The sequence below is a fragment of the Methylobacterium aquaticum genome, assembly GCF_001043915.1.
In the GTDB taxonomy this organism is placed as follows: domain Bacteria; phylum Pseudomonadota; class Alphaproteobacteria; order Rhizobiales; family Beijerinckiaceae; genus Methylobacterium; species Methylobacterium aquaticum.
Window position 1 is genome coordinate 15,110 of sequence record NZ_LABX01000062.1, and the last position, 25,095, is coordinate 40,204.

A 25,095-nucleotide genomic window follows, 5' to 3' on the forward strand; every position below is an offset into this window, starting at 1 on the left:
TCAGCCCCGCACCACCTGCGCGAGCCAGCCGGCGAGTTCGCCTGGCGTCATCGCGGCGATTTCGGCGCCCGCCTCGACCAGTCGGCGCGCCATCGCCCGGTCGTAGTCCGGCTGGGCCTGGGAATCGAGCGCGGCGAGCCCGAGCACCCGCGTGCGCTGGCCCGAGAGCGCCCGCACCCGTGCGACCAGGACCGCCTCGCTCGCCCCCTCGTAGAAATCCGAGATCACCACGACGATGGCCCGTTCCGGGGCGGTGATCGTGTCGGCCGCATAGGCCAGCGCCCCGCCGATATCGGTGCCGCCGCCGAGCTGGACCTTCATCAGCAATTCGCAGGCATCGTCGCAGTCGCGGGTCAGGTCCACGACCGCGGTGTCGAAGGCGATCAGGTGGGTCTCGATTCCCGGCAGGCGCCACAGGCAGGCCGCCATCACCGAGGCGTGGATCACGGAATCGAGCATCGACCCGCTCTGATCGACGAGCAGGATCACCTGCCAGGGCCGCATCTGGCGCCGGTTGCGGGCGAAGAAGTGCAGCCGCTCGACGGTGATGCGTTTCCGCTCGGGATCGTAGTGGCGCAGGTTGTCCCGGATGGTGCGGTTCAAGTCGAGGTCGCGGGCCCCGGGCAGACGGGTGTGGCGGCGCCGGTCGAGCACGCCCGCGAAGGCCACCGCGAGGTCGCGGGCGAGGGTTTCCATGAGGCGGCGCACCACCTCCTGCACCAGCTTACTCGCCATCACCAGGATTTCGGGCGCCATGAGGTGCTTGGTGCGCAGGACCGCCTTGAGCAGGGTCTCGTTGGGCTCGACCCGGGCCAGCACCTCGGGGTTCGTCACCACATCGTCGATGGCGTAGAGCTCGATCGCGTCGCGCTCCAGCCGCTCGATGGTCTCGCGCGGGAACAGGGTGTGGACCTCGTTGATCCAGCCCGGCACGGTGAGCGCCGAGCCCTCGCGCCCACCTTGGCGCCGCACGCCGCGCTCCTCGCCGCCCGCATCGCGGCCGTAGAGCCAGTCGAGCGCCCGGTCCATCGCCGCCGCTTGGCCCCCGAGCCGGCAGCCGGCCCCGGCGCAGGCCGACTCCGCCGCCTCGCCCAGGATGAGCCGCCAGCGGGTCGCCGCGTCGAGGCTCACCGCAGGCGCGTCCCGGCGAGCAGGCTCGGGCCGCGCAGGAGTTCGCTGGCGGTGACCGGATCGAGGTCGCCGAAGGTCCTGCGGCTCGGCTCGCGGCTCCACGGACGCTCCAGGGTCAGGTCGCCGAGGGTCTGCTCGGCGCTCTCGAACTCGGGCGCGCCGGTGAACAACCCGTCCCCGAACTGGAGGTAGGCGGTGCCGGCCCCGCCGTCGGTGAAGGCGACGCCGCGCTCGAGCCAGTGGATGTCGCCGTGGTCCTGCTTCTCGCCGAGCGGCCAGCCGACGGCCGCCATGCCGCGCAGGCGCTTGGCCTCGACGACGGTGCCGGCGAAGCGGTCGGTCCTGGCCGCCGCCCGCTCGGCCTCGGTGAAGGCGTGGGTCTCGCGGGCGAGCTGCGGGAAGGGCGGGGCGATCTCGTAATCGCCGAACAGGGCGCCCCAGGCGGCGAGCGCCTGCGGATCGAGATGCAGCGGGTGGACGAGGCCGATCGGCCCGGTCGCCTCCTCGGAGAGGTCGATGTCGACCGGCTCGTCGGCGGCGTCGGTGAAGCCGAGATCCTCGGCGACCCGGAAGGTCAGGGTCGGCACCGAGCGCGGGTCGGCATCCGGGTAGACCGCCCAGACGAGGCGCTGCGTCAGGTGGCGTACCAGCGGGTGACTGGCGAAGAACGGTCCGAACACGGCAGGCCTCACCCGCCGCGAGGTCGCCAGCATCGCCTCCAATCGCGCGACCTGGAGGCTCGCCACCGCGCGGGCGTCCTTCTTCAGCGCGCTCCAGCGGGCGCCCGCCGCCGCGGCCTTTTCGGCGTCGTCGGCCTTCACGGGCTTGGGCAGGTCCTTGAGCCGCTGGCCCGCCTCGTCCTTCACCCAGGGCTTGAGCGCCTCGTCGAAGCCGGCGCGGAAGCGGCGGGGGCCGAAATCGAGGTCGAGGCCGCCGCGCTCGTCGAGGTCGAGGTCCGGCGCGAGCCGGTCCGACAGCTCCTCGGCCGAGAGGCCGCGGGCCTCGGCGAGCTGGGCGATCTTGGCCCGCGCCTTGTCCTGGAGGCCCTTGAACTTCAGCTTCTCGGCGATGCCGTTGAGGTGCATCAGCGCCACGTCGGAGCCGATGTCGCACAGCACATCGAGGCCGGTGACGGCGCGGGCATGCGCCGATTCGCCGGGCCAGCGGCGGATCAGCCGGGTGAGGTCGCGCGCCGTGCCGTCGTCGCCGAACCAGCCGAGGGCCCGCAGCGCCCAGCCGTCCTTCGAGGGCGTGCCGGCGGCGGTCCAGGCCGAGAACAGGTCCCAGGCGAAGGCCGCGAGGCTGTCGCGGGTGCAGGCGTCCCGCACCATCGGCACGCCGGCATAGACGGCGTCGGGATTGGTGAAGGACAGCATCTCGCACAGGGTCGCCACGGCCTCGTCCGGCAGGGCGCCGCCGTCCTGCAGGCGGGGGCGGGCGAGCGCGCCGGGCACGAACCAGGCCGGCGGCCTGGCGACCTTGGCCGGCACCCGCGCGAGCGGGTCGCGGTCGAGCACCTGCGCCGCCGCCTCGGCGACCCGCTTCTCGCGGCCCGCATAGGCCGTCACGACGCTCTCGATCTCGGCACGCCCGTCCGGCCGGTCGGCGGCCAGGACCCGCAGGGCGTGCTCGGCGGCGTCGCGGATCGAGCCGGGCTTGCCGACCGCGTCCGGCAGGAGCCGGGTGATCGCGGTGCGGCGGTGGCGGCGCAGCCACGCGAGCGCCGGCTCGCGAGCCTTCTTGAGCTGGGTCAGCGCACGGGCGGCCGGGGGCGCGAGCGCCGCGGCGTCGACGGTCAGGACCGAGGGCAGAAGCCGGACCGGATCGGCCTCGACGAGCGCGACGAGGCCCGGGATGGCCTTCTCGCCGAAACGGTCGAGCATCGTCGCGACGATCACCGGCCATTCCGAGACGTGTCCGTGGCCGGCGATCACGCCGGTGAGCGACCACAAAGCGAGGGCCAGCGGCTCCGGCTGCTTCTCCAGCCCGCCGACGAGCCCGTGATAGGGCGAGGGCACCCAGTAGCGGCAGGCTTGGGCGATCTGGACGATGCGCGCGCCGAGCCAGGCCAGGAGCGCGTCCGGGTCGTCGCGCGGGGGCACGGAGGAGGCCGGGGGAATCTTGACCCAGGTCTGTTGCGGCCGGACCGCCTCGGCCTCGTCGATGAAGGCCGGCAACGCGCCCATGTCGGCAAGGACGCGGGCGTGGGAGCCCCGCCAGTAACTCTCCTCCACCGCCGGCTTCTCGAAGCCGAACGGCGTCGGCAGGGGATCGAGAGCGAGGACGAGGTCGTCGGGCCGCCGCGCCGTCGCTCGCCAGGGCGGATCGCGCAGGATGCGGGGCCACGTCTCACGGTCGGCGAGAGGAACGGCGCGGACCTCCGCCAGCCCGTCGAGGACGCGCGCGGCGCGCCCGTCGCCCTCGCCGAGCCAGCCCCGGACGGTCTCGATGCCGTAGGTGCCGAGGGCGCGCACGGCGCGGGCACGCAGGGCCGGCTCCTCCCGGCCGGTGGCGAGGGCGGACAGGCAGTAGGGGACGATGGCGGCCGGGTCGGCGGCGAGCGCCGCGTCGAGGCCGGCGGCGACCGGCTTCTCGTGCAGATGCGGCAAAAGGGCGGCAAGCGCCCCGGACTCGCCCGTCGACAGGATCGCCCGGGCCAACGCCGTCCGCTGGTCGTCCAGCGCATAGTGCAGGAGCCAGTCGAGGCTCGGCAGCGCCGGCTGGCCGGCGGCCTCCGCCACCGCGATGAGCGTGGCGGCGGCCTCGGGGGCGTCCAGCGCGCAATAGCAGAAGTAGAGGTGATAGCTGCGCTTCGTCCGCCAGCGCGCGGCGGCCTCCGGCGGCGCGTCGACGATCAGCGGCAGGAAGTTCGTGTCCGCCGCCACGTCGATTCCGGCGGCCTCCGCCGCCTCCAGCACGGCGAGCGGTTGCAGCGGGTGCGGTGCCGGCCGGTCGTCGGCGAGCACGAAGGCGAAGGCGGCGGCAGCCGCCCAGTCGTGATCCTCGGCGATCCGTGCGTTGAGATGAGCGACCGCGGCGTCGTACTCGGCCTCCGGCGCATGGACGAGGGCGGCCCGCAGGGCGAGGAAGACGGGATGGGCCCAGGCGAGATCCTGGTAATGCCCCGTCCTGGCGCCGGGCCGCATCGTGCCGGCGAGACGGGCCGCCGCCGTGGCGCCGCCGCTCTCGACGAAGAAGCGCAGGGCCGCCTCGAACAGCGGGCGCAGGTCGTTGTCCATGCGCGAGCCGTGCCGACCCACCTTCCGCTGCTCCTCGAGGGCCTCGACGACGGCCGCGATCCAGGCGGCCAGGCCGTCCGGCGACGGCTTCCGCGCGATGAGCTGGGCGCCGGCGTCGGGCCCCACCCGCGCGATCAGCGGCTCCCGGAGCGCGTGCCACGCCGCGTCCGCGTTCAGATGGCGGCCGGGCCGCAGGCGGGTCGGCAACGGCGTCCCGTCGAACACCGCCCGCGACGGGGCCGGGGCGACGGGCCCGGCCTCGGCGAGCGAGGGCGCGCCGGAAGCGGGCGCCTCGGAAACGGGCACGGCCGGGACGGGCTCCGCCGGCCGCGGCGCGGGCTCCGCCTCGGTGTGAGAGGCCGGCTCGGCCGGGGACGCCTTCGCCCTCGCGGCCTTCACCTTGGCCTGCGGCTGCGCGGCCGGGGCGGCGAGTTCGGACGGCTCTTCAGCCGGCTCTTCAGCCGCCCCGGCCACGGTCTCCCGGCCGGCCCGGGCATAGCCCTTGGCGGTCTTCTCGCGGACGAGCTTGGCCTTCTCCCTCTCGGCGGCGGCGGCATCGGAAAAGGTCTTGTCCTTGCTCTGGCCCTGGGTGCCGATGCGCCCGTAGCGCACGGTGAGCGTCGCCCCCGCGACGGAGGCCTCCCAGAACTTGGCGGCTTTGCCCTCGACCAGTTCGTAGCGCTCCATGCCGTCCCGTCTCCTTGTCCGTCGGTCTATGTCTGGCGCGCCCGGGTCCGCCGAATCCGCTCCCCGCCCGTGCGGAGACGGCCCTAATCCGCGCCCGATGCAGCAAGCAGGCTCGGCGCGCGCAGCACCTCGCTCGCGGTCACCGGGTCGAGATCGCCGAGGCGGTGCCGTGGGGAGGCCCGCCAGCCGTCCTCGGTGAGGCTCAGCGACCGCAACGTCTGGACACCGTCCCCGTCCCGGCCGGGGCTGTGCCAGAAGCCGTCCTCGAAGCGCAGCACGGCGGTGAGACCGGCACCGCCGGGCAGCGCCACCCGGCGGCGGACATCGTGGACCTGCTCGCTCGATGCGTCCGTGGTCCAGCCCTGCGCCCGGAGGCCCCGCAGCCGCCGCCCGGCGACGCGGGCGCCATCGAAGCGGTCGGTCTCGGTGCGGGCCTGCTCGGCCTCGGTGAAGGCGTAGGTCTCGCGGGCGAGCTGCGGGAAGGGCTGGGCGATCTCGTAATCGGCGAACAGCGCGCTCCAGGCGGCGAGCGCCTCCGGCTCCAGATGCAGCGGATGGACGAGCCCGACCACCCCCTCGGCCCCGTCGAGGTCGAGCCCGGCATCCTCGGCGTCGGTCGCGGACAGATCCTCGGCCAGGCGGAAGACGAGCCGCGGCCGGCTCGTCGGCGCGCCGTCGGGGTAGAGCCCCCAGACGAGGCGGCCGGCGAGGTGGCGGATCAGCGGGTGGGCGGCGAAGAACGGCCGGAACACCGCGGGGGCGATGCGCCGCTGATGCGCCAGCATGGTCTCGAGCCGGGTGATCTGGAGCCGGGCGACCGCCTCGGCATCCTTCTTCAGGGCCGCCCACAGCTTGCCCGCGGCCTTCGCGGCGTCCGGATCGTCGGTCCTGGCCGCCCGCGGCAGGGCCGGGAGCGGGCGGCCCTCGGCGTCGCGCAGGACCGGCTTCAGCGTCTCGTCGAAGCCGACGCGGAAGCGCCGCGCGCCGAAATCGAGGTCGAGCCCGCCGCGGGCGTCGAGGCCGAGATCGGGCGAGAGCCGGTCGGCCAGGTCGGCCTCGTCGAGGCCCCGCGCCTCGGCGGCGTCCGCGATGGCCGCGCCCGCCGCCTCGCGCAGTTGCAGCGCCGGGTTCTTCTCGGCGATGGCGGCGAGGTTCATCAGCGCCACATCGGTGCCGATCCCGGCAAGCACGGCGATGCCGGCCTTGGCCCGGGGCTTCAGGCCCGCCTGACCCCAGGCGCGGATCTGGCGCGTCAGGGTGCGGGCGCAGGCATCCCCGCCCAGAAGCGCCGATGCCCGCATCGCCCACTCGCCCGCGGCAGGAGCACCGGCCGCGATCCACGCCTCGAACAGGGCGCTGGCGAAGGCGTCGAGGCTGTCGGGCGTGCAGGCCGCGCGCACCGGCGCGATTCCCGCATAGGGGACGAGCGGGTCCGAGAAGGCGAGCATCTCGCAGAGCAGAGCCACCGCCTCGTCGGGCAGGGCACCGCCCACCTCCAGCACCGGGCGCGGCAGGGCGGCGGGCACGAGCCAGGCCGGCAGCTTCGGCGGCTTTCCCGGCACCTGATCGAGCGGGTCGCCGTCGACACCGCTCGCGGCAGCCTCCTTCACGCGCGGGTCGCGCCCGGCATAGGCCGCCAGGGCCGCGTCGAGGGCGGCGCGCCCCGCCTGTTCGGCGGCGAGGAAGCGAAGGGCCGCGTCGGCGGCGTCGCGTTCGGGGCCGGCGGGGCCGAGAGCGTCGGGCAGGAGCCGCATGGCGGCGGTGGCCGGATGGGCGCGCAGCCACGCCACGGCGACGGGCCGCGCCGTCTTGATCCGCAGGAAGGCGCGCGCCACGACCGGGGCGAGGCCGGCCGCGTCCACCCCGGTCACGAGGGGCAGCAGCTCGGCAGGCTGGGCGGCGACGGCCGCAGCGAGGCCCGGCAGCGCCGTCTCGCCGAAGCGGGCCACCATCCCGGGGATCGCCTCGAACCAGTAGGCGTTGGCGGCCCGCAGCAGGTCGGTTCTCTCCCACAGCAGCAGCGCCAGCGGCTCCGGTTGCCAGCACACGGCTTTGATCCACGGGCCGTAGTGGAAGTAGAAGTACGAGAACGCCGGAAGGCCCGCCTGCAACCTGCGCCCGAGCCAGGCGAGCGCCATGTCCGGCGTGGTGTCGGCGTCCGGCACCGGCTCGGCGGGCACCGGCAGCAGCCGGTCGTCATACGCCGCGCCTTCGGTCGCTCGGATCGCCGCCGCAAGGTCGTCCATGCCCGCGACGACATGACCGGAGCGGTAGCTGTAGCGCTCGGTGTCGAGCGCCGTCACCGCATCGAAGCCGTGGGCGAACGGCGTCGGGATCGGCGCGAGCGTCCGTTCGATCCGCGCGCGCGCCGTCGCCTTGCGCCGCCAGGGTGGGTCACGCAGCAGGGGCGGCCACGCCTCGCGCGGGGCCTGCGGCCGGTCGTTATCCGCCAGCAGCCGGTCGAGGCGCCCGGCGAGCTTCGGTGCACCCCCGGCGGCCCAGGCCCGCGCGGTTTCGACGCCGTGACGCCCGGCCAGGACCACGATCCGGGGCGCGTAGGCGGGCTCCCCTTTGCCGTCGAGCGCCGCGAGATAGGCCCGCAGCATCCAGTCGGGGAAGGCGGCGTCGCCCGCGTCGAGCGCGTCGCGCACGAGCTTGGCGCCGGTGAAGGGGACGAGGGCGGCCAGCGCGTCGTCGGCGCGGGTCTCGAGCAGGGTCTTCGCCACCGTGGTGCGGTCGGCCCCGACCGCGCCGTCGAGGAGCCACACGAGGGAGGCGGTCGCCGGCTCGCCGGCCGCACGGGCGACGGCGATCGCCGTGGCGGCGGCTTCGGCGGTCGTGACATCGCAGGTGGCGAGGCTCGCCCTGTGGCACGGCTTGGCCCGCCAGGACGCCGCCTGCGACGGAGGCAGATCGAGGATGAGCGGCACCGCGGCGTGGCTGTGACCGTAGTCCCGATCCGGCGTGCCGTGGCGGTCGAGCATGACGCCCGGGCGCAGGTCGTGGTTCGCCTCCGGCCGGTCGTCGGCGAGGACGTGCGCGAGCCAGAGGCCGAGATGCGGGTCGGGCTCCGCCGCGATGAGCCGCAGGCCGGCGGCGAGCGCGGCCTGGTAATCCGCCTCCGGAGCGGCCGTGAGGGCAGCCCGCACGCCGACCGTCGTGGGGATGTCCCAGACCGAGGCCGGCATGATCGCGTAGGCGCCCTCCGGGCGCGGCCGCAGCCGGTCGTACACGGCGACCAGCGCTTTCGTGCCGGCGCGGCCGACGAGCCAGCGGGCAAAATGCGCGAAGGCGGCCCGCGCCGCCGGGCCCTGGGGGCCGGGCCGCTCGCCCCAGCCGCGCTGGTCCATGGCCGGGCAGGCCGCCTGGAGCGTCTCCAGCCAGTCGCGCGCCAGGCCCGCGTCGGGTGAGGGCGGTTCGCGATCGAGCCGGGCGGCGAGGGCGTTCGCCTGCGAGCGGGCCGCCTCGGGTGCCGAACCCAGCAGGGGACGGATCAGGTCGGTGAAGGCGGCCCAGTCGGCCGCCGGATCGAGGGGAGCGCCGGGCCGGGTGCGGGTCGGCAGCGGTGGGGTGGAGAAGAGGGCTGCCCGGGCCTCTTCCACCCGCGGCGTCTTCCGGATCGGGACCGTCGGTGGAGCCTCGGCCACATCTGGCCGGGCCACGTCCGGCGCGGCCGAGAGCGGCGTCGCGGCGCCGTTCGGGGCACCGGCCGGGGTGTAGCCCTTGCCGGTCTTCTCCCGCACCAGACGGTCGAGCTCGGCCCGCGCGGCCGCGGGGTCCGAGAAAGACCTGGCCTTGGACTGGCCCTGCGTGCCGAGCCGGCCGAACCGGACGGTGAGGACGTTCCCCTCGGTTCCGGCTTCCCAGAACTTGGACGACGATCCCGCCGTCAGCTCGTAGCGCTGCATCCGCTCTCCTTCTGGCGGCGGGACTACACCCCGGGCCGCCCGCTCAGGTCAACCCGTAGCGGGCGAGGCGGGCGGCGGCCCTCGCCTCCCGGGCGAGGGCGGCGGCCTGGTCGAGGGGGGCCGTGCGCTGGCGCATCCAGGACAGGGCCTCGGCCTCGGCGCGGGCCTCGCCGGCTCCGCTCCGGCGCAGGATCGCCACGGCGATGCGCTCCCGCTCCCGCGGCGGGAACCAGGCGAAGGCCATGCGCAGCGACGGCAGCGCGCGCAGGAAATCCTCGTCGCCCCAGGCGGCGACCAGCCCCTCGACGGAGGCAAGGGTGGGCTCGCCCGCGATCTCCTCGCGGGCGAGCGCGAACAGGCCAGCGAGGAAGTCGCCGAGGCTGTCGGGCAGGCCGAAGCGGCGCAGCCGGCGCGCCGCCTCGTCCGCGCCGGCCCCCGCCTCGCCGCAGGCGACGAGGAAGCCGAGCGCCGCCCCGGCGAGCGCGGGCGGCGCTTGCCGGTCGGCGAGCCGGCGCCCGAGCATGGCGACGAAGGGCGGGCGCAGCGGGGCGAGCCCCGGCAGGTCGTCGGCGCAGTCGCGAAACAGGTCGCGGCAGGCGATCATCAGGTCGATGGCGGCAAGGCTCGCGCGGGGATCCGCAATCGCCTCGACGAGGCCGAGCGCGCGCTCCGCCAGGGCCAGGCAGAGGCGGGCGAGGGCGGGACGGGCCGCTCCGCCGAAGGCCGCGCCGAAGCGGTGGAGCCGCACGATCCGGCGCCCCGCGGCCCCCAGCCCGGCGGGGTCATGCCCCTCGGCGATGCCCCGGCTCAGGCGCGCCAGCAGCTCGCCCTCGATGGCGAGCCCCGCGAACAATGCGTCCGACAGGGCGCCCGCGAGCACGGAGAGGGAATCCGGTGCGGCTTCGATCCGGGCGGCGAGCCGGGCGGTGGCCGCCATGGCGAGCGTCCCGCCCCACTGCGAAGCCTCGATCAGCGCGCCGGGCCAGTGGGGATGGGGCGCGATGTCGAAGCTCTCGCGCGGCAGGCCCGGCTCGGCGAGGTCCGGCCCCTCGCTGCGGCTCACGCCCGGAAGCCCCAGGACGAGAAGCCGATGGAGCAGATGCGCCCGGGGCCGGTCGGCCGCCTCGGCCCAGTCGAGCGCGATCCGGCGCCGGCCCGCGCCCGGCTCCAGCCCGGCGGCGCGCAGGCGCTCCTCGACATCGGCGACGAGGGCCGGCCGGCGGGTGCCGGGGGCGAGCCGCCCCTCCCGGGTGCCGGCGAGCGCCTGCAGCATCGCGGCGAGCGCGGGATGGCCCGGCACGGCGGCGCTCGCCGTCCAGGCCGGGGGGGCGTCAAGGGCGTCCTTGACGAGGCTCGCCAGCGCGCCGTCGATCAGGTCGGCCCTCAGGACCGCCGGATGGGCCCTCAGCCGTGCCAGCCCCTCGGCGTGGACCGCCCAGGCGATGCGGTCGGCGGTCGAGACCACCTGTCCGGCAGCCCGCAATGCGGCGCTGATCGCGTCGGAGGCCCAGTCCGCGCCGGCGGCGAGCCCGCCCGCAGCGACGCGCTCGTAGTAGCCGGGAGAGGGCATTCCGGCGCTGTATCCCGAGAAGCGGTCGAGCCGGGGATAGGAGTAGGGCACCACGTAGCTGCCGGTGCGCAGGCCCTCCTCCGGCTCCCTCGGTTCGGGCCGGGTGCCGTCGGCCAGCCCGGCATAGCGCCGGATCGCGTCCGCGTGCCAGCCGCCGCAGACCAGCACGACGGGCCGGCCGCTTGCCTCGCCGAGGGCCCAGGCCGCGTGCGCCGCCATGAAGCGCTCGCGCGCCTCCTCTACCGGGTCGTCCGTGCCGGGCGGGCGCAGGAGATCGAAATAGCCCGCGAGCCGGGCCGGCAGCTCGGCCGGCGGCGCGGCCTCGGCGAGCGCGTCCCACAGGGCGTCCTGATCCTCGGCGCCGAGCGCCGCGGCGAGGGCCCGCTCGGCGGCCTCGGCCCGCGCCCCGTGCGGGTCGGCGTAGCGGTTGCGCCGCTCGCCGAAGGCCGGGTCCCAGGCGGGCAGGTCGCAGAACAGGATCTCGGCCCCCGCCGCGCGCCCGGAGACGAGGGCCTGCCATTCCGGCGAGAAGACGCAGAACGGCGTGTAGGAGGCGGCGCTGCCCCGCTCGTTGGCCCGGAACGAGAAGATCGCCACCGGCAGTTCGTGGTCGAGGGCGAGGTCGGCGAGGTACGGGTTGAAATCCGCCGGGCCCTCGATCAGCACGTAGGCCAGCCGCAGCCGCTCGATCGTGCGGCGCACGAGCCCGGCGCAGGCGGGGGAATGGTGGCGCACGCCGACGACCGTGAGGCCGGATGCCTCGCCCGCCGGACCGCTCATTGCGGCGTGAGCAGGTGACGCGCCGCGTAGAGTTCGCGCCAGCCCTCGCCCTTGCGCCCCGCCACGCGCTGGTCGAGGTAGCGGCGCAGGCGCGCCAGGTCCTCGGCATCGTCCTTGGCGGCGGTGCCGGCGAGGCACGCCACGATGTCCTCGGGACGCCCGGCATCGCCGCGCAGGAAATGCGCCTTGACCCCGATGGCATGGGCCACGCTGACGGCCTCCGCCGTGCTCATCACCGCGGAGAGCTTCTCGAGCCCCGTGCCCTCCGCATCCACCGCCTCGCGCAGCTCACGGAAGCAGGTGACGAGGAGGTCGAGCACGTCCGGATCCGGCGCATGCGGCACGCCGGAGCGGGCGAGCAGGCGGCCCGCCTCCCGCCGCACCAGCTCCCGCTCGGCGGCCGCGTCGGCGATGGGAAAGACGGTCTCGAAGCCGAAGCGGCGCTTGAGCGCCGCCGACATCTCGTTGACGCCCCGGTCGCGGGTGTTGGCCGTGGCGATCAGGTTGAAGCCCTCGCGGGCATAGACCATGCCGGCCTCGCCGGTCAGTTCCGGCACCGCGAGCACCCGGTCGGAGAGGACGGAGAGCAGGCTGTCCTGCACCTCCAGCGGGCAGCGGGTGATCTCCTCGAATCGCACGAGACGGCCCTCGCGCATCCCGCGGTGGAGGGCGCCGGGCACGAGGGCGCGCTCGCTCGGCCCCTCGGAGACCAGGAGCGCGTAGTTCCAGCCGTAGCGGATCTGGTCCTCGGTCAGCGCGGCGCCGCCCTGGATCGTCAGCGTCGAGGAACCGCTGATCGCGGCGGCCAGCAGTTCCGACAACAGGCTCTTCGCCGTCCCCGGCTCGCCGATCAGCAGGAGGGCGCGCGAGGTGGCGAGCGTGACCATGGCGCGCTCGACGAGCGCGGGGGCGCAGACGACCTTGGCGGCGTCGGGCCGGTCACCGCAGATGAAACGCCGCACGCCCTGGAGCGAGAGCCGCCAGCCGGGCGGGCGCGGCGCGGTGTCCTCCGCCGTCAGGCGCGCCAGTTCCTCCGCATGGACGATCTCCGCCGGGGGGCGCTGGCGCGCCTCGCCCTCCGTCCGCGCCCGTCCCGCTCTCGCCATGCCGTCTTCCCCCCGCGTCGCTGATCCGGATCGGTGCCGCCGTGCCCACCGGCGGCGAGAGAGGTCTACCGCTACGCGGAAGAAATCCTGGTTTGGGACCGATCGGCGGGGAGGCTGCCAAGCCGGATTTCCTCGGTGCCGCGGTACATCATGCAGCGCGCCTCCCATCGCCCGCGTCAGGCACGCCGCCATGCGCTCCGGCCGCAACCGGCGTCGCGGACGAGACCGATCCCCCGAGGCCCACAATGCCGCCCGGTCCGCGATCTTGCCCGTCGCGCCACCGACGGACGCGGCGCCCGCTGCGAGACGGCCGCGTCGCCGCCCGTGGGCCGTCACCTGTCCGACCACCGCGGCTCGCGCCGCTGCTGCTGTGCCTCATAGCCTTCCTGGAGGTCGGCACTGAAGAAATGGCCGGCATTGTACAGGGCGACCTGCCTCAGGCCGCTCTCCTCTTCGGGCAGCTCCCGCTCATCCATCAACTGCTTCACCGCCTGCACCACCTGGGGGGCGTTGCGGGCGATCTCCTGGCCGAGCTGGCGGCCAGCGGCGAGCAGTGCCTCGCGAGCGGGGTAGACCGCATTGACCAGCCCGATCGCCTGGGCCCGCTCGGCGCCGACCGGCATGCCGGTGAAGGCCATCTCGCGGGCCGGGCCGCGGCCGACGATCCGCGGCAACCAGGTCAGGGTGCCGAGATCGGCCACCATGGCGAGCCGGGTCTCGTGCACGGCGAACTGGGCATCGGCGGTGCACAGCCTGATATCGGCCGCGCAGGCGAGATCGAGGCCGCCGCCGAGGCAGAACCCGTTGACGGCCGCGATCACCGGCTGCGGACAGCGGCGGACCGCCAGCAGGGCGGCCTGGAAGCGGCGGATGGTCCGGTGCAGAAGCGCGGTCCGGCTCGCCGGCGCCTCGCCGGGTTGGGCCGGTGGCAGCAGCGTCAGCGACAGCTCCTTGTCGAGCCCGATGCTGAAGGCCCGCCCCTCGGCCCGCAGCAGGACCGCGCGCACGGTGCGGCTCTCGGCGATCCGGGCGAAGACCGCCGCCAGCTCGTCGAAGAAGGCCGGGTCCATGGCATTGAGCCGGCCCGGATTGGCGAGGACCACCTCCGCCAGGGGCGCCTCGACGACGTGAAGCCGCCCTGTCTCAGCCACGATGCTCACCTCCGTCATGCCCGCCTCCTCGCGCCCTCAGCCTCTCGGCGGCGGCGTCCATCAGGGCGAGGCCGATCGCGTCGACGTGGCGGCAGCGCCAGTCCTCGAAGGGGCCGCCCCGTGCCCAGTCGTTGAAGGCGCCCATGGCCGGCCCGCAATGGACCTGCCAGTCGGCGCGCCGGGACTCGTCGCCCGCCATGGCGAGGCGGTTCGCCTGGATCCAGTACCAGCGCAGCACCATGGCGAGCTTCTGCTTCGGGTTGGCCTCGGCGGCATCCAGGATCTCCGGCGCCGTGCGGGCGTAATGGGTACAGGTTTCGTCCCAGACGGCGGCGACCGATCGGCCGAAATATTGCCGCTCGATCTGCCGCAGAGTCTCGGCCGGGACGTCGTGGAGGCCATCGTGCCGGCGCCACACCTCGTAGAGGCGGTTGGCCCGCGCGCAGAACAGGAGGCCGCGGCGCAGAACCTGGATCCGCGCGCCGATCTCGAACATGTCGCCGGCCGGTGCGAAGTCGGTATCCTGTGGGCCGGCCTCGGCCAGAAGGTCCTTGACCGCGTCCGACGTCGCGGCCTCGACGGTGCCTTGGTTGATCGAGCCGGTCAGCACGAAATCCGCCCCCATGGCGAAGGCGGCCGCGAGGGCTGCCGGAGTGCCGAGCCCCCCCGCCAGCCCGACCCGCGGCGGCCGGCTCAGGCGGTGCCGGCGCACCTCCCGGTCCCGCAGGGCCTGCATCGCGGGGAGCAGCACCAGGGCCGGTCGCCGGTCGGTATGGCCACCGCTCTCCGCTTCGGCGCAGATGTCGTCGGCCAGGGGCAGATGCGCGGCCAGGGCCGCCTCCTGGGCTGTGATGCGCCCCTGCGCCGCCAGGGCCGCGACCAGGGCGGGCGGCGCCGGGCTCATGAACTGGGCGCCGACCTCGAGCCGCGAGACCTTGCCGAGCACCCGGTTGGCCGGCAGCGGCGCGCCGTCCGGCCCGGCCCGCAACCCGGTCAGGCGGTAGCGCACCAGGGCCGGAGTGACTTCGAGATAGGCCGCGGCCTCGACGGAGCGGACGCCCTCCTCCAGCAGCAGGTCGACCGTCGCCTCCTCGAGCGCCGGCATGCCGATCGGGTGCAGCAGGTTGACGCCCCAGGGCGCCCCCGGTCCGGCCGCGGCGCGGATCCGCCGCACCGCCGAGCGGACCGTGACCAGCCGCTGGCCGCCGGCGCCGTACCAGGACATCAGGCCCGCCCGGGCCATGCGGATCACCAGGTCCGGCGAGGCGATGCCCTTGGCCATCGCCCCCGCCGCATAGGCGAGGCGCACGCCGTGGTCGCGGCGGAACCCCGGATCGCCGAGATGGACCGCGGCGGACGACCCGCCCATCAGCTGGCGAAGACCGAAGCCGCGCGGATCTGGTCGATCAGCCGGGTCATGCTGCGGCCCGGCCCGATCTCCTGGAAGTCCCGCAGGCCCATGCGCAGCAGGTACTCGATGCACTCGATCCAGCGCACCGGCGCGGTGATCTGCGCCTGCAACTCCCCGGCGATCTCGTCGTCGCGATACGCGAAGGCGCGGCGGTTCCCGATCACCGGGAAGGCGAGCGGCGCGAAGGCGACCTCCGCCAGGGTTCGGCCGAAGGCCGCGGCGGCGTCCCGCATGGCGCGGGAATGGAAGGCGGCGCTGACGTCGAGGCGGATCACCGCCCGCGCGCCGGCGGCGCGCAGCGGCGCCTCGGCGGCCTCCAGTGCCGCCACCGGGCCGGCGACGACCGTCTGCTCGTAGGAATTGACGTTGGCGACGTCGAGGGCCGGATGCGCCGCCACGACCTCGGCGAGGCGGCGCGGCGCCAGCCCGATCACCGCCGCCATGCCGCCGCCCTGGGCCAGCCCCATCAGCCGGCCGCGCTCGGCGACCAGCCGCAGGCCGGTGACGAGGTCGAAGCCGCCGGCGGCATGCAGCGCCACATACTCGCCGAGGGAATGGCCCGCGGCCGCGGCCGGGTCGACGCCGCCATCCTCGCGCCAGGCCCGGTACTCCAGGGCGCAGGTCAGGAACAGGGCCGGCTGGGTGTAGCGCGTCTGGCCGAGCCGTCCCTCGGGATCGTCCAGGCAGAGCCGGTCGATCCGCCAGCCCAGCACCTCGCACGCCTCCTCGACCGCATGGGGAAAGCGCGCGAACGCCGCGCGGCCCATCCCGGCGACCTGGGCGCCCTGGCCGGGAAAGATGCAGGCGACCCGGGGAGGGATCGCGGTGGAATCGCGCCGCATGGCTGTCAGCTCCCGAACAGGGTCTCGATGCGCTGGCGCACCACCGGCTGGACGAAGGTGGTCTTGTGCATCTCCAGCTCGGCGGCGACGGTGGCCGGCAGGGCGGCGCGCAGGGGAGCCGCCAGGTGCGCCTTCAGCAGCCGCACCGACACCACCGGCTTGTCGGCCACCTCGCGGGCCAGCCTCATCGCCGCCGGGATGACCTCGGCGCGCCGGAGCACCCGGCAGCCGATGCCACGGCGGGCCAGCTCGCCGCCGTGATAGCTGGCCGCGCTGAACATCATCTCGCTGGCGAGCAGCCCGCCGAACCGGGCCGGGATCACCAGGGTGGCGCCCATGCCGGGGGTGAAGCCGTACTTCATGAAGTTCGCGCCGTAGAGCGCTTCCTCGGCCAGGATCACCATGTCGGCAAACAGCCCCATGGCGAGGCCGCCGCCGAGGGCATGGCCCTGCATGGCGGCGATCACCGGCACCGGGCAGTCGAGGAACAGCCGATAGAGCGGCAGGTCGTCGAACTTGATCCGCCCCTCGAAGATGCCGAGCAGCTCGTCGCGGGTCCCGCCGGGGCAGAAGATGCTGCCATAGCCGTGCACGACCACCACCCGCAGATCCTCCGCCGCCGCGATCGCCGCGAAGCTGCGGATCAGCCCGTCGACCATCGCCGGGCTGAAGGTGTTGGAATGGGTGCGGTCGGCCAGCTCGACCACGGCGATGCCGGGTTCCGGGCAGGTCAGGTGGACGACGTCGCCGCTCATCGGAGGCCCCCCCGGCCGGCACCCTGCCAGACTCCCTGCGCCATCAAGTCGTGGATGCGGGCGGCCGCGTCCGGGTCGGCCAGGAGGCTGCCGATGCGGCCGACGGCGTAATCCTCGATCTCGCGGGTGATCGGCGCCAGGCCGTCGAAATAGGCTTTGGCGGCGGCCACCGTCCGCTCGGGCACCCGCTCGCATCCGAGCAGGAGATGGCGCAGCGCCTCGGCGGCACCGGGGCCGGCGGCGTCGACGAGGCCGGCCGCAAGCGCCTCCTGCGGCCCCAGCCACGGCGCCGCCAGGGTCATCCGGTAGGCGGTCCGGAAGCCGGTGCGGCGGATCAGGAACGGCATCAGCGTCGCCGGCAGCAGGCCGATCAGCGCCTCCGACAGGCGGAAGCTGGCACCGGGCTCGGCCACGGCGAAATCCGCCGCCGCGACGAAGCCGATGCCCCCGGCCTCGCAGCGCCCCGCCACCCGGCAGGCGATGATCTTGGGCGAGCGGGTGAAGCGGCGCAGCAGGGCGAGGTAGCGGCGGGCCCCGGCCTCGGCGGCCGGCTGCCCCATGGCGCCGCCGGCAAGCGCAGCCTCCAGGTCGAGGCCGGAGCAGAACACCTCGGCATTGCCCTCCAGGACCACGCTGCGCAGGGCGGGATCGGCCTCCGCCTCGTCGAGGGCCGCGCCGAGGGCGCTCAGCATGGTGTGGTCGATGGCGTTGTGCTGGGCGGGCCGCGAGAGCGTCACCACCATCAGGCGGCCGCGGCGCAGGATCCGCACGGGGGGCTCCGGGTCGCTCATGCCCAGTCGTACTCGCGGTGGTACTGGCTGATGCGCCGCAGCACGAGCAGGCCGCTGCCCGCCAGCGTCTCGCGGTAGAGCGGCCCGGCCTCCTCGGGCGGCAGGTCCATCTCGGCGACGCCGAACATCGCCCGCCGGTTCAGGTCGAGCAGGCGTTCGTAATCCGGCATGGTGAGGGGCCGGCGCCGGGCGATGGCGTCGAGGCCGGACTCCGCCAGGGCGGCGGCGGCCCCCGGCGGCACCAGCCCGGAATAGAATTCCGAGCAGCAGCCCGAGCCGTAGGAGAACAGCCCGAGCCGCGGCGGAGGGCCGCTCGGAGGCCGCGCCGCCAGGGCCTCGACGGCCCCGCACATCGCCAGCATGACCGAGCCCGAATAGATGTTGCCGACCTCGGCGCAGTAGGTGAGCGAGGGCCGCAGCCGGCGCTCGAAATCCGCCTCGATCGCGGCGGGCGGCAGGCGCTTCTGCTCGCGCATCATCGTGCGGTGCGCGCCCTTCGCCATGCCGCCGAACGGGGTGTGGAAGGCCAGCCCGTCGAAATGCGCGGCAAAATCGGCGCCGGTCGCCTGCTGGTAATCGGCGAAGGCGCCCCGGATGCAGTCGAGATAGCTCAGGAGCGACAGGTCGGGATCGCCGGTCTCGATATCGGCCGCAGGGCGGCAGCTATCCATCACCTCGTAGCTGCACGAGCCGGTGAGCGGCTCCAGGTCGAGGAGGCGCGGCTCCGGCCCGACCAGGAGGGCCACCGCGGCGGCGCCCTGCGACGGCTCCGCATAGGTGTGCGGCAGCGGCCGGGCCAGATCGGTGGTGATGACGAGCGCCCGCTCGTCCGGCCGGGCCGCCGCGCGGATGCAGGCCGCCGCGATCTGGAGCGCCGCCGTGCCCCCGAAGCAGGCATGCTTCACCTCGAAGCTGCGGCAGGCGCGCCCGAGCCCGAGATGGCGCTGGACGTAGCTCGACATCGCCTTGCCGAAATCGATGCCGGATTCCGTCGCCACCACGAGGTGGCGGATGCGGCCCCGCTCGGCCGGCGACATCCGGTCGATCATCGGCTTGGCGGCGTTCACCGCGAAGGAGACCGGGTCCTCGACCGGCAGCGCCACCGACTTGCGCCGCATCAGCAGGTTCTGGAACCGGGCGCTGTCGAGGCCGCGAGCCGCCGCCAGCATGCCCACATCGAGCACCGCCCGCCCGGCATAGATCCCGACCGACTCAATCCCGACTCGCCGCATCGATCAGGTCTCCGCTCTCAGGATCAGGGCACTGCCGTGGAGCCCGTCGAAGCCGAATGCGTTGCAGAGCGCCGCTTCGGCCGCAAGGGGGGCGGTGGCGCGGCCGGCCAGGCGGAGCCCGTCAAAGTGCGGGAGCCCGTCAAAGTGCGGGAGCGCGCTTTCACGGTGCCGCAGCACGGTGTCACGGCCTCCGGGGCCCGCATCCCCGTCCTCCGCGTCCAGGGCCGGGTTGGCGTGCAGGAAGCCGCCGCGGAGCTGAAGCACCGTGGCGACCGTTCCGACGAGCCCCGCCGCCATCAGGGTGTGGCCGGTGATCGCCTTGGTGGCATTGACGACCGGCGCTCCGGGGCCGCCGCCGAAGACGGTGCGGATCGCCTCGGCCTCCGCGCGGTCGCCGGCCGGGGTCCCGGTCGCGTGGGCGTTGACGTAGCCGATCGCATCCGGGGCGAGGCCGGCGGCGGCGAGCACCATCCGCATCGCCCGGGCCTCCGTGGCAGCGTCCGGCTCCGGTCCGGCGCGGCCGGACAGGACGACGCGCACCGCGCCGAGCCGGGCGAGGGGCCCGGCCCCCCGGGCCCGGGCATGGGCCGCCGTCTCGATGACGAGAGCGGCCGCGGCCTCGCCCGGGACCAGTCCGACCCCGCCGGGGGCGAAGGGCTGGTAACGCGGCGCCTCCGGGCCGGCCCCTGGCGCAAGGACGGTGGGATCGAGGACGCTCGGATCGAGCGCGCCGAGATTGGCGAAGGCGTGCCATTCGAGCGGCGAGAGTCCGATGCACGGCGCGACCACGAGGGCGGCGCACGCCTCGCCGGCCCGCAGCAGCAGGGACGCCTGCGCCAGGGCCGCGAGGCCGGAGGCGAAATGCGCGCCGGCCACCAGCCCCGGCCCGGCAAGGCCGAGCGCCGCGGCGACGACCCCGAGGGGGTGGCTGTCCCAGACCTGGGTCGCGTGGCGCGGCGGCGCGAAGCTCAGCCGGTGCTGCTGGGCGAGCAGCGTCTCGCCCGTCTCGGCCAGGGCCAGGTTATGGCCGGCGAGCACCAGGGCGACGTCGGACGGGTCCGTCAGTCCGGCCTGGCGCCACGCCTCCGCCGCCGCCGTCACGGCCGAGCGCGCGGCGCGGGTCGCCCCCCGGGGGACGGGACAGGGCGGCGCGAAGGCCGCCTCCGGCAGCAGCGCCGCCCGGCGCAGGGGCCCCGGCCCGGCAACCGGCGCGATGGCGCTGCGGCCGGATCGCAGGACCGCCTCGAAGGCGGGAATCCCCGTGGTGCCGGCCGCCGCGATGCCGAGCCCGGTGATCCAGAGCGGCGCGGTCACGGCGCGCCGCCGGGTGACGGGAGGGTGCTGAATTCCGCCAGCAGGGCCGCCAGGGCGGCGATGTCCGACACCCGGGCGAGCCGGAAGCGGGGCACGTCCGCGTTCAACTCGTCCATCGCCAGGGTGGCGATCTCGACCCGGTCGATCGAATTGGCGCCAAGCTCGCTGAGGCAGGCGGACAGGGTGACGTCCTCTCCCGGGATTCCCAGCACGGCGACGGTGTGGCGGCGCACCACCGCGAGAGCGGCCTCGACCCGTGGATCGATCGCCGCCGCCGCGCCGGCGACCGGCTCCGGAGCCTCCATCGGCTCCGCCTCGGCCCGTCCCGCGAGCGCAGCAACGAGACGCCGCAGGATCGCCGGCTCGCCGAGGCCGAAATGGTCGGCCGGCACCCGCACGACCTGCGGCGGCGTCTCCAGCCACCGCGACCAGCCGTGATCGGGCGCCCCGTCGACCTGGAACGCCGCCACGGTGGCCGGGTCGAGGGACGCGGCGAGGCGCCCGGTCCGCGGCGCGAGGGTCGCCCGCAGCAGGGTGACGGGGAGCGGCCGCCCGGCGGGATCGGGCCCGTGCCCGGCCAGCAGGTGCCGCAGGCGCCGGATGGCCGCGAGGTTCTGCTCCAGGATCCGCTCGGTCGCCGGTGCCGGCGGGGCGTGGTCGCAGTTCGCCGCGATCGCGGCGGCGAGCCAGCCGAGGAGCGCCGCCTCCGTCAGGCCGGCGGGCGTCTCCGGCAGCGGTCCCCGGGGCGCCCAGCCCTGTGCCAGGAGGCTGGCCACCGCCATCGGCAGGCTGGTGTCCTCACCGACCTCCAGCACCGCCGCGAGGGCGTCCGAACCGGGCGCGTAGCTGTCGAGAAGCACGACCCGCTCGACCGCCACGCCGTGCCGGGCCAGCTGCGCCGCCGCCTCGAAGGCCAGGATGCCGCCATAGGAATAGCCGCCGAGGATCACCGGCCGGTCCGGGCACGCCTGCCGCACCGCCTCCGCCATGCTCCGCGCGATGTCCGGCAACCCGTGCCCGGCGGCCAGCATCGCGCCCGGCTCCATCAGCCAGGTCGGGCGCTGCCCGTCGCAGAGGGCGGCGAGATCGTGCACCCAGCCGGTCTCGCCGATGAAGCTCGGCGCCCAGAAGGCCGGGGCACCGGCTCCGCCTCCCGGCAGCCGGCTCACGGTCATGCCGGCGGGGGCCGGATCGGCCGCGACGGGAGGAAGCGCGGACGTCCCGATCCCGGCGAGGCCGGCGACGAGATCGCCGACCGTCGCCGCCTCGACCAGCAGGGTGCGCGGAATCGGTCCGATCTGCGTCTCCAGGCGGGCCTGCACGTCGACCATGCCGATCGAATCGAGGCCGAGTTCGGCCAGGAGCGCGTCCTCCCGCACCTCCGACCGGTCGAGCTGGAGCATCTCGGCCAGGATCTCCCGCACCTGGGCGGCCAGGATCTCCCGCTCCGGCTCGGGCGGAGTCCTGTCGGCCGCGCCTGCCGCCGCGGCGAGAACGGGCGCCCGGAGCCCGGCTTCGGGGCTTCCTGCTTCGGGAGCCTGGGCGGATCCGGCCGGGATCGCGGCCTGCGGGTCCGCGAGGCGCAGCACCGACACGGACGGCCAGTCCGTCGCCAGGATGCCGAGGAACGCCGCCAATCCCTCCGCGGTGCCGATGCCGTCCGCCAGGACGCCGCGCAGGCGCCGCCGGTAATGATCGTCGGCGACGCGGCCGGTCTCGCTCCAGAAGCCCCAATTGATCACGCGGACCGGCAGCGCGCCGTCCCGTCCGAACCAGGCGCCGGCCGCGTCCTGGACCATCGAGGCGGCGACGTAGTTGCCCTGGCCGGCATTGCCCGTCGCCGAATTGGTGCTGGAGAACAGGGCGAGGAAATCCAGGTCCGGTCCCGCGAAGGTCCGGGCCAGGACAGCGGTGCCGTCCGCCTTCGGGGCAAGCGCCTGCCGCAGCTGCTCCGGGCTCATCGCCGACAGGGTGGCGTCGGCCAGGACGAAGCCCGCATGGACCACGCCGTGGATCACCCCGAACCGCGCCAGGGCGCGGTCGCGCAAGGCCGCCAGCGCCGCCGGGTCGGCGCAATCGGCGCTCTCGTACCGGGCCTCGCCGCCGAGGACGACGAGGTCGGCGCAGAGGCGGGCGTGATCCGGCCCGGCCGGGCTGCGCCCGACCAGGACCAGCCGCGCGGCGAAGCGGGCGGCGAGGAGCCGCGCCAGGGCGGCGCCGAGGCCGCCGGCGCCGCCGATCAGGATATAGACGCCCCGCTGCCGCAGCGGGGGCGTGCCGGCTGGCAGAGGCGCGCGCACCCAGCTCCGCCGCAGCCGGACGCCGCCGCGCCAGGCGACATCCGTCGCGACGGCGCCGTGGTCCGGCCTCTGCGGCGGCTCGGCCAGGATCGCGCCCGGCATCGCCGCCGAGGGGGCGGCGGATTCGGCCGGATCGAGGTCGAGCGCGGCGATGCGCAGCGCCAGCGTCTCGCGCATCGCCACCTTGGCGAGGCCGAGCAGCGCCGCGCCGCGCCAGTTCCGGGCCGGGCCGGCATCGCTCGCCCCACGGGTGACGACGGTGACGCGCAGCGGCCGGTCGCGGCCGATCAAGGCCTGCCACAGCCGCAGGGCCGCGACCGCCTCCTCGGTATCGCTGTCGCTGCCCCCGAGGAGCACGACGTGGCCGTGATCCGGCAACCCGGCCATGGCCGACCGCCACGCCTCTCCGGCGAGAGGAACGACGCGGCCGGGCCCGGCCGCCAGGGCGGCGGCCAGGGCCTCGCTGCCCGGGGCCGCGACGACGAGATCCGGGGCCGGCGATGGGCCCGTCGGCGCCAGCGGCGCCGGCTGCCAGTGCGGACGGAAGGTCGCCAACCCCGAATGCGGCGCCGCATTCGGCTCCGACCCCGGCCCGGATGCCGGCGGCGCGGGGTGCCGGGCCGCGAACCCGTCGAGGACGAGGAGCGGACGCCCGGCCGCGTCGGCCAGGATCAGGTCGAACGCCTCGCCCCGCCGCCACAGGGCCGCATAGCGGGCGAGAGCGGCATCGCCGAACCGGGCCGCCCGCTCGAGCCGGCTGGGCAGCGGCAGGTCGGCGAGGTCTGGCTCCGCCTCGCCGAACCCCGCGATGCTGTGAAGCGCCGCATCGATCACGAACGGCGCCGGGTCCGGCTGGCCGGGGGGTGTCAGCTCCACCAGCATCCTCTCGCCGGCCTCGTCGCGCCACAGGCGCTCGACGCAGCGGAAGGCCGGGCCATAGGCGACGCCGAGGCTGGCGAGCCGGGCGTAGAGCCGGGCCGCCGGCCAGTCCCGCGGGCAGGACGCCCGGAAAGCCGCCAGGTCGAGGTCGCCCGGCGCCGCCCGGTCCGGCAGGACCGGCGCGGTCACGTGCGGCCTGTCCCCGAGGAGCAGCGCGTCGGTCCCGGGATCGAAGCGGAGCGCGACGCCGTCGGTCCCGGCGGGAATCGGCCGGCTCCAGCGCACCGGCCCGAGATGCTGCGCCCCTTGCGCGGCAAACAGCATCGCGAGGCTCGCGGCGGCCGGCAGGAGCGGACGGCCGTGGACCCGGTGCTGCGCCAGCAGCGCGTCCTCGGCCGCCAGATGCCAGGTGCGGGCGGGACGCGGCGGGGTGGTCGCGGCAGGGTGGGGCTGATCGACCCGGGCGGGAGACGCCTCGGCCGCGGCGGAGCCCGGACCGGCCTCCTCGACCCAGCAGCGCTGGCGCTGGAACGGATAGCCCGGCAGGGAGAGGAGCCGTCCGGCGGCCCGGGGATGCAGGCCATGGAACGGCCCCCCGGCGCAATAGGCCTGGCCGACCTGCCGCAGGGCGGTCTCCCGCGCCGCGGGCGCGCAGGCCCGCCACGCGGCCAGGGCCTCGGGCAGGCTCGGCACCGCCCCGTCGCGGGACGGAGGATCATCATGCGGCGCCCGGCCGGCCGCCACGGCGCGCAGGCCGTCGCGCAACGCCGCGCGATCGCCGGCCATGACGGCGGCGCGGCAGCGGAAGTGGCTGCGCCCGCTGGCAAGGGTGTGCGCCAGCCCGGCGAGCGACAGATCGGCCCCGCCCGGACCGTCGAGCCGGTCGAGGAGGTCGGCGGCGCGGCGGCGTAGGGCCTCCGGGGTCCGTGCCGAGAGGAGGACGAGATGCGGTCCCGGCGCCGGAGCGTCGGGGCCGGGCGGCGGCGGCTCGGCCACCACCACATGCGCGTTGGTGCCCGAGAAGCCGAAGGCGCTCACGGCGGCGCGGCGCGGCCCGCCGGTCACCGGCTCCGGCCAGGGTGCGGCGGCCCGCGGCACGTGGAACGGCGAGGCCGCGAGGTCGATCTGCGGGTTGGGATGGGTCAGATGCAGGCTCGGCACCAGGTGGCGGTGGCGCAGCATCAGCAGCGTCTTGAGGAGCCCGGCGATGCCGGCGGCCGGCACCGCGTGGCCGATATTGCTCTTGACGCTGCTGAGCGCGCAGGGCCCGGCGTCCGGAGCCCGCGCGCGGAACGCATCGATCAGGGCCTGCACCTCGATCGGGTCGCCCAGCGGGGTGCCGGTGCCGTGGGCCTCGATGTGGCCGATCCCGCGCGGATCGATGCCGAAGCGCTCCCAGACCGCGAGGATCAGATCGCGCTGCGCCGCGAGGTTCGGCGCGGTGAGGCCGTTCGAGCGCCCATCCTGGTTGATGCCGCTGCCCTCGATCACGCCGTGGATGCGGTCGCCGTCGGCCAGGGCGCGGCGGAGAGGCTTGAGCACCACCGCCCCCACGCCCTCGGCGGGCACGAAGCCATCCGCCGCGGCATCGAAGCTCCGGCACCGCCCGGTCCGTGAGAGCATCCGCGCATGGCTGGTCAGGAGGTGCATCTGCGGCGTGGTCATCAGCGCCACCCCGCCCGCCACGGCCAGGTCGCACTCGCCGGCCCTGAGGGCCTGGCAGGCGAGGTGCACGGCGACCAGGGAGGAGGAGCAGGCGGTGTCGACCGCCACCGCCGGGCCGCGCAGGTTCAAGTGGTAGGCGATGCGCGCGGCCAGGATCGAAGCGACGTTGCCCATGCCGAACTGCGCCGACATCCGGGCCGCGCCGCGATGGGCGTAATCGCCCTGGCCGCAGCCGACGAAGACCGCGCAGGGGGCCCCGTCGAGGAGGTGGTCGGGCAGGGCGGCGTCCTCGAGCGCCAGGGCGGCGGTTTCGAGGAAGAGCCGCTGCTGCGGA

The 25,095-nt window shown here is 75.4% G+C and carries 13 protein-coding genes; all 13 read right to left on the reverse strand.

Translation table 11 applies throughout. From position 1 onward, the window contains the following. Positions 1–1,131: a VWA domain-containing protein gene (locus tag VP06_RS08745; protein WP_048463398.1), complete on the reverse strand. Its 1,131-nt coding sequence runs from the start codon at positions 1,129–1,131 to the stop codon at positions 1–3. After that, on the reverse strand, positions 1,128–5,057 hold the full coding sequence (locus tag VP06_RS08750) for a DUF4132 domain-containing protein (RefSeq protein WP_048463399.1): 3,930 nt from the start codon (positions 5,055–5,057) through the stop codon (positions 1,128–1,130). The genes VP06_RS08745 and VP06_RS08750 overlap by 4 nt, the downstream gene beginning before the upstream one ends. An 83-nt stretch (positions 5,058–5,140) precedes the next feature. Beyond that, positions 5,141–8,965 (reverse strand): DUF4132 domain-containing protein, encoded by a 3,825-nt coding sequence (locus tag VP06_RS08755; RefSeq protein WP_048463400.1) that lies wholly within the window; start codon positions 8,963–8,965, stop codon positions 5,141–5,143. A gap of 43 nt (positions 8,966–9,008) precedes the next feature. Continuing rightward, positions 9,009–11,315: a DUF5682 family protein gene (locus VP06_RS08760; RefSeq protein WP_048463401.1), complete on the reverse strand. Its 2,307-nt coding sequence runs from the start codon at positions 11,313–11,315 to the stop codon at positions 9,009–9,011. Continuing rightward, positions 11,312–12,421, reverse strand: a complete 1,110-nt coding sequence (locus tag VP06_RS08765) for an ATP-binding protein (protein ID WP_048463402.1) — start codon at positions 12,419–12,421, stop codon at positions 11,312–11,314. Before VP06_RS08765 ends, VP06_RS08760 begins: the two co-directional genes overlap by 4 nt. A gap of 332 nt (positions 12,422–12,753) precedes the next feature. Continuing rightward, on the reverse strand, positions 12,754–13,590 hold the full coding sequence (locus VP06_RS08770) for an enoyl-CoA hydratase-related protein (RefSeq protein WP_048463403.1): 837 nt from the start codon (positions 13,588–13,590) through the stop codon (positions 12,754–12,756). Continuing rightward, positions 13,565–14,941: a PfaD family polyunsaturated fatty acid/polyketide biosynthesis protein gene (locus VP06_RS34665; protein ID WP_048463404.1), complete on the reverse strand. Its 1,377-nt coding sequence runs from the start codon at positions 14,939–14,941 to the stop codon at positions 13,565–13,567. The genes VP06_RS08770 and VP06_RS34665 overlap by 26 nt, the downstream gene beginning before the upstream one ends. Continuing rightward, a complete protein-coding gene (fabD, locus tag VP06_RS34670; protein WP_048463405.1) occupies positions 14,941–15,825 on the reverse strand; it encodes an ACP S-malonyltransferase in 885 nt (294 codons plus the stop codon). The genes VP06_RS34665 and fabD overlap by 1 nt, the downstream gene beginning before the upstream one ends. 5 nt (positions 15,826–15,830) lie before the next feature. After that, positions 15,831–16,580, reverse strand: a complete 750-nt coding sequence (locus VP06_RS08785; RefSeq protein WP_048463406.1) for a polyketide synthase — start codon at positions 16,578–16,580, stop codon at positions 15,831–15,833. Beyond that, positions 16,577–17,371: an enoyl-CoA hydratase-related protein gene (locus VP06_RS08790; RefSeq protein WP_048463407.1), complete on the reverse strand. Its 795-nt coding sequence runs from the start codon at positions 17,369–17,371 to the stop codon at positions 16,577–16,579. The genes VP06_RS08785 and VP06_RS08790 overlap by 4 nt, the downstream gene beginning before the upstream one ends. Beyond that, a complete protein-coding gene (locus VP06_RS08795) occupies positions 17,368–18,603 on the reverse strand; it encodes a hydroxymethylglutaryl-CoA synthase family protein (RefSeq protein ID WP_048463408.1) in 1,236 nt (411 codons plus the stop codon). The genes VP06_RS08790 and VP06_RS08795 overlap by 4 nt, the downstream gene beginning before the upstream one ends. 3 nt (positions 18,604–18,606) lie before the next feature. Next, positions 18,607–19,917, reverse strand: a complete 1,311-nt coding sequence (locus tag VP06_RS08800) for a beta-ketoacyl synthase N-terminal-like domain-containing protein (protein WP_053081606.1) — start codon at positions 19,915–19,917, stop codon at positions 18,607–18,609. Then, positions 19,914–25,095: beta-ketoacyl synthase N-terminal-like domain-containing protein (locus VP06_RS08805; RefSeq protein ID WP_048463409.1), on the reverse strand; the 5,182-nt coding region annotated here is incomplete at its 5' end. The genes VP06_RS08805 and VP06_RS08800, both read right to left, overlap by 4 nt.

Bases quoted from the DNA above. Each gene is read 5' to 3' on its own strand.
- VP06_RS08760 (WP_048463401.1), bottom strand. From the start codon at position 11,315: ATGAGCGGTCCGGCGGGCGAGGCATCCGGCCTCACGGTCGTCGGCGTG.
- VP06_RS08785 (WP_048463406.1), bottom strand. From the start codon at position 16,580: ATGAGCGGCGACGTCGTCCACCTGACCTGCCCGGAACCCGGCATCGCC.
- VP06_RS08795 (WP_048463408.1), bottom strand. From the start codon at position 18,603: ATGCGGCGAGTCGGGATTGAGTCGGTCGGGATCTATGCCGGGCGGGCG.
- VP06_RS08755 (WP_048463400.1), bottom strand. From the start codon at position 8,965: ATGCAGCGCTACGAGCTGACGGCGGGATCGTCGTCCAAGTTCTGGGAA.
- fabD (WP_048463405.1), bottom strand. From the start codon at position 15,825: ATGCGGCGCGATTCCACCGCGATCCCTCCCCGGGTCGCCTGCATCTTT.
- VP06_RS08765 (WP_048463402.1), bottom strand. From the start codon at position 12,421: ATGGCGAGAGCGGGACGGGCGCGGACGGAGGGCGAGGCGCGCCAGCGC.
- VP06_RS08770 (WP_048463403.1), bottom strand. From the start codon at position 13,590: ATGACGGAGGTGAGCATCGTGGCTGAGACAGGGCGGCTTCACGTCGTC.
- VP06_RS08750 (WP_048463399.1), bottom strand. From the start codon at position 5,057: ATGGAGCGCTACGAACTGGTCGAGGGCAAAGCCGCCAAGTTCTGGGAG.
- VP06_RS34665 (WP_048463404.1), bottom strand. From the start codon at position 14,941: ATGGGCGGGTCGTCCGCCGCGGTCCATCTCGGCGATCCGGGGTTCCGC.
- VP06_RS08790 (WP_048463407.1), bottom strand. From the start codon at position 17,371: ATGAGCGACCCGGAGCCCCCCGTGCGGATCCTGCGCCGCGGCCGCCTG.